At 70.7% G+C, this 1,589-nt stretch carries 1 protein-coding gene; it reads left to right on the forward strand.

Annotation, left to right across the window (positions count from 1 at the left end; all coding sequences use genetic code 11):
* Positions 1-150: 150 nt before the first annotated feature.
* Positions 151-1,377 (forward strand): IS701 family transposase, encoded by a 1,227-nt coding sequence (locus tag AB0C36_RS43105; RefSeq protein ID WP_358365280.1) that lies wholly within the window; start codon positions 151-153, stop codon positions 1,375-1,377.
* Positions 1,378-1,589 lie beyond the last annotated feature (212 nt).

Consider the following 1,589-nt stretch of genomic DNA (forward strand, 5'->3'; position numbering starts at 1 on the left):
ACGGCTCCATCAACGCCCACTCGTCATCCGTCAGTTCATAACGCCGAATCACGAACACCATGATCCCGCGTCACCACTTTGAAGACACGACCTAGTAGTGCTTTGTTATGTGGTCTTGGCGGGGAGTGTTTCCGGCGGTTTGCTGTTGGTATGACGCCGGGGGAACTGTCGTTGGTGCGGGGGCGGTTGGAGTCGTTTGCGGCGGAGGTGTTCGCGTCGTTGCGGCGTGCGGACCAGCGGGTCAAGGGTGCGACGTACCTGCGTGGGCTGTTGCTGGACGGGCGGCGTAAGTCGATGCAGCCGATGGCCGAGCGGCTGGGGGTGGACCACCAGCAGTTGCAGCAGTTCATGACCTCCTCGACCTGGTCGGTCGACGAGGTGCGGGCGCGGTTGGCGGCCCGCGCCGCCCGGGTGGTGGAGCCGGACGCGTGGGTGGTGGACGACACCGGGTTCGTCAAGGACGGGGTGTCCTCGCCGGGGGTCGCCCGGCAGTACTCCGGAACGCTCGGCAAGGTCGGGAACTGCCAGGTCGGCGTGAGTGTCCACGCCGTCTCCGACAGCGCGTCGTGCCCGTTGGACTGGCGGCTGTTCCTGCCCCAGGTGTGGAACCCGCAGGCGGACGCGGCGGGCCGCCGCGTCCGCTGCCGGATCCCCGACGCCGAGGTGCACCGCCCGAAGTGGGAGCTGGCGGTGGAGATGCTCGACGAACTCGCGGGCTGGGGCCTGGTGCCGCCGGTGGTGGTCGCGGACGCCGGCTACGGCGACAACGCGCAGTTTCGTGCCGCGCTCGACGAGCGCGGCCTGTCCTGGGTCGTGCAGGTCAAGGCGCAGGCCACCGCGCACCGGCTGGACGCGGTCCCACGCCGGCCCGCCTACTCGGGTCTCGGCCCGCGCCCGAAGCCTCGCTACCGCACCGCGCCGGTCGCGCTGGGCGAGCACGTCCGGGCTGCGGGCGAGCCCGCGGCCCGGACGGTGACCTGGCGGGACGGCACCCGCGGGAAGCTGACCGGCCGGTTCACGCTGCTGCGGGTCCGCGTCGCGGGCCGACGGCCGCGTCCCGCCGACGACACCGGTGTCATCGCGCCGTGCCAGCTGCTGGCGCAGTGGCCGGCGGGTGGTGGCGAGCCGTCGCACTACTGGCTCTCCAACCTGCCCGAGACCACCCCCGTCGAGGACCTGGTCCGGCTCGCGAAGACCCGCTGGCGGATCGAACACGACTACCGGGAGCTGAAGACCGCGCTCGGCCTGGACCACTTCGAAGGCCGTTCCTTCACCGGCTGGCACCGCCACGTCACCCTCGTCACCGCCGCCCACCTGTTCTGCACCGAACTGCGCATCGCCGCCGACGCCGACCCAAAAGCCCAGGACAGCACCTGACGCTCTACCAGGTCGTCCGCGACCTCCAACAACTCCTCGCCACCTGGCACGGCACCTGCCCCACCTGCCAGCGACCCACCGCACACGACAACCCCAGACCCACCTAACAAAGCACTACTAGGGAGTGTCTTCACATTCGCGTCGGTTAGCCCGCGGGCCGTGGTGCGTGCGCTCGCAAGGCGCGGGCCGCAGCTCGGCCTGGGTTTGGCCGG

The sequence above is a fragment of the Streptodolium elevatio genome (genome assembly GCF_040649515.1).
GTDB lineage: Bacteria > Actinomycetota > Actinomycetes > Streptomycetales > Streptomycetaceae > Yinghuangia > Yinghuangia elevatio.